General features: G+C 69.8%; 2 protein-coding genes and 2 pseudogenes. 2 read left to right on the forward strand and 2 right to left on the reverse strand.

Annotated elements, in window-relative coordinates; all coding sequences use genetic code 11:
• Window positions 1–9 precede the first annotated feature (9 nt).
• Window positions 10–432, forward strand: a pseudogene (locus LQV45_RS21065) (Bax inhibitor-1/YccA family protein); the annotation flags it as partial.
• 114 nt (window positions 433–546) lie between these two features.
• On the opposite strand, the gene LQV45_RS21070 reads toward LQV45_RS21065, so the two are convergent.
• Together LQV45_RS21070 and galK are read right to left on the reverse strand one after the other, a co-directional pair.
• Entirely contained in the window at window positions 547–1,785 is a 1,239-nt protein-coding gene (locus LQV45_RS21070) for an acetyl-CoA C-acetyltransferase (RefSeq protein ID WP_230008681.1), read from the reverse strand.
• Window positions 1,786–1,805: 20 nt separating this feature from the next.
• Entirely contained in the window at window positions 1,806–2,966 is a 1,161-nt protein-coding gene (galK, locus tag LQV45_RS21075; protein ID WP_230008682.1) for a galactokinase, read from the reverse strand.
• Window positions 2,967–3,056: 90 nt separating this feature from the next.
• Between galK and LQV45_RS21080 the strand changes: the two are divergent.
• Window positions 3,057–3,552: pseudogene (locus LQV45_RS21080) on the forward strand (aldose epimerase); the annotation flags it as partial.

A 3,552-nucleotide genomic window follows, 5' to 3' on the forward strand; every position in this document is an offset into this window, starting at 1 on the left:
TTCCCCTGAGTCGGCATCAAGGCCGTCGTCGGGACGCTGTCCGTCTTCGCCGTGACGCTGGTGCTATTCAAGAGCGGCAAGGTCCGGGCGACGCCCAAGCTCATGCGGTTCTTCATGATCGCCCTGATCGGCTATGCGGTGTTCGCGCTCGTCAACGTCGTCATGATGATGACCGGGGCCGTGACCACGCCGTTCGGACTGAGCACCAGCGTGGAGATCATGGGCATCCCGCTCGGCGTCTTCATCGGCTTCCTGGCGATCGGCCTGGCCGCCTTCTCCCTGATCATGGACTTCACGTCCATCGAGGCGGCCATCAACGCCGGCGCCCCGCAGCGCTTCTCCTGGACCGCTGCCTTCGGCCTCACGGTCACGCTGGTCTGGCTCTACGTCGAGATCATCCGACTCCTGGCCATCCTCCGCGGCGACGACTGACCGGCGTCGTTCCTGAAATACCCCTGATTTCCCGAGAGGAGCCCCGCCCAACGGCGGGGCTCCTCTCGCGTATGCGGCAGCTGGTGGCTGCTGGTGCGGCTCAGCTGCAACGCCTCAGCTGAGCCGCTCGAACACAACCGCCATGCCCTGGCCGCCGCCGACGCACAGCGTGGCCAGGCCGAGGGAGGCGTCGCGGGCGCGGAGCCCGTTGAGCAGCGTGGTGGTCATCCGTGCGCCGGTCATCCCGAAGGGGTGGCCGAGCGCGATGGCGCCGCCGTGGACATTGAGCTTCTCCGGATCGATGCCGAGCTCCCGGGCGCTGGCCACCACCTGGACCGCGAAGGCCTCGTTGAGCTCCACCAGGTCGATGTCCCCGATGCCCAGCCCGGCGATCGCGAGTGCCCGGCGGGTCGCCTCCACCGGCCCCATGCCCATCAACTCCGGGGACAGGGCGCTGACACCGGTGGAGACGATCCGGGCTAGCGGTTCGAGACCCAGTTCGCGGGCGCGCGAGTCACTCATGACCACGACGGCGGCGGCCCCGTCATTGAGCGGGCACGCGTTCCCGGCCGTCACAGTGCCGCTACTGCGGAAGACGGGCTGCAGGGCGCCGACGGCCTCCGCGCTCACACCGGGACGCGGCGAATCGTCGCGGTCCACCACCGAGCCGTCGGTGCGCGTATACGGCGTGATTTCGCGGGCGTAGAACCCGGAGGCGATGGCCGCCTCGGCCCGGTTCTGGCTGAGCACCGCCCAGGCGTCCTGCTCCGCGCGGGTGATGCCGTAGCTTGTGGCGACGTTCTCCGCCGTCTGGCCCATGGCGATATACACGTCCGGCATCCGGCCGCCCAGCCGCGGGTCGGTCCACGGCGTGTTGGCGGCCGCACGGGCCTCGGTGCGTTTCCGGGCCGCCTCGAAGCGTGGATTGTGCGTGCTGGCGTCGGTCTCGCCGGCGCCGGCCCAGTCCCGGTAGCGCGACACCGCCTCCACCCCGGCGGCCACGAACGCCTGGCCTTCGCCGGCCTTGATGGCGTGGAAGGCCATCCGGAGCGTCTGCAGGCTGGAGGCACAAAAACGGTTGATGGTGGCGGCCGGAACGTTGTCCAGCCCGGCCAGGATGCTGACCACACGGGCCATGTTGGAGCCGGCCTCACCGCTTGGCTCGGCGCACCCCAGATAGATGTCGTCCAGGCCGCGGCCGGGCCCGGCGGCGGCGTCGAACGCAGGAATCCCGGCGAGGGCCGCTGTGATCATGGCCGCGGCGAGATCGTCGGGACGTTCGTCTTTCAGGGACCCTTTGAACGCGCGGCCGATCGGGCTCCGGGCGGTAGAAACGATGACAGCTTCTGGCATGCGCCCAGACTACGCCCCGCCTAGGCCAGCCGCATGGCTCCGGCCGCGGGGCTGACGCTGAAGATCTCCGGCGCGGCATACCCGGCCCGGGCGAAGGCACGTTCGACGGCGGAGCGAACCTGCTGCGCCGATCCCGCCGGGGTCAGGGCGATCGCGGAGCCGCCGAAGCCGCCGCCGGTCATGCGGGCGCCGACCGCGCCGGCCGACCGTGCCGTGTCCACGGCAAGGTCCAGTTCCGCGCAGGAGATCTCGAAGTCATCGCGCATCGAGGCATGGGACGCGTCGAGCACGGGGCCGATGGCGGCCGGGCCCCGGGTGTCCAGCAGCTCCACCGTCTGCAGCACGCGCTGGTTCTCGGTGACCACATGCCGTAGCCGGCGGAAGGTCTCCTGGTCCAGAAGCCCGCTGGCCTCCTCGAGGTCCTCGAGCCCGACGTCGCGCAGCGCCCGCACGCCAAGGACCTCGGCGGCGAGTTCGCACGATTCCCGGCGGGCCGCGTACCCGCCGTCGGCGTGGGAATGGGAAACCCGGGTGTCGATGACCAGCAGCACCAGTCCGGCGGCGTCGGCGTCGAACGGCACCAGCCGGACACTCTGGTCCCGGCAGTCGAGGAAGACGGCGTGGCCGGCCGTGGCCCGGAGCGAGGCGGACTGGTCCATGATGCCGGTGGGCGCGCCGACGAAGTCATTCTCCGCCCGCTGGGTGGCCAGGACCATGTCCTGCACGGAGAGGCCGGCGTCCATGAGCCCGTTCAGCGCCGAAATCACGGCGCATTCGATGGCGTGGGAGGACGACAGGCCCGCCCCTCGCGGAACCTCGGAATCCAGGAGCAGGTCCACACCGGGAACCTGGAGGCCCCGCTGCTGCAGGGCCCAGATGACCCCGAGCGGGTATTTTGTCCAGCCCTTGGCGCTGGCGCGGGCCAGCGAGCCGGTCTCCGCGGTGGTCAGCCCCTGGTTGCCGAACGTGGAGAGCATCCGCACGGTGGAATCCGGCCGGACCCGGACGGCAACCCGGGCCGCCCGGTCGATGGCGAACGGCAGGACGAAGCCCTCGTTGTAATCGGTGTGCTCGCCGATGAGGTTGACCCGTCCCGGCGCCTGCCACACGCCGTCGGGCCGGGCGCCGAAGACCGTCTCAAACCGGGCGGCGAGCCCGCGGCTGTTCAGGGGTGTATTCATGGCCTGGCTCCTGCGCTGCTGGAAGTCATGGGTCCAAGGTATACGGGTTCGCGGGGTTGTTTGTGTGGTGCGGGCTGTACGGTGGTCACCATGGATCTCTCAGCGACACCCCCGGCATCCGGCACAGTATCCGCCGCCAATGACACGATGCGCAGGTACGCGTCCGGCCGGCAGTACGAGCTCCGGCGCGGCGACGCCCTGGCAGTCGTCACCGAACTCGCCGCCGGCCTGCGGCTCTACAGCCGCGGAGACACCGCCCTGACGGAAACCTACGGGGATGCCGACATTGCGCCCGGCGCCACCGGAATCACGCTGGCACCGTGGGCCAACCGGGTGGAGGACGGGGTCTGGCACCTCAACGGCAAGAAGCTGCAGCTGGACATCACCGAGGTCTCCCGCAATAACGCCAGCCACGGTCTGCTGCGGAACTCCTCCTACGATCTCGTGGACGAGGACGAGTTCTCCGTAACCCTGGAGGCGGCAGTCTTTCCGCAGCACGGCTACCCGTTTCTTCTGCGGCACCGGGTCCGCTATGAACTGGCCGAGGACCTGGGCCTGGTGGTGCGCCAAACCCTGATCAACGATT

The organism is Microbacterium sp. Bi128, from assembly GCF_918698205.1.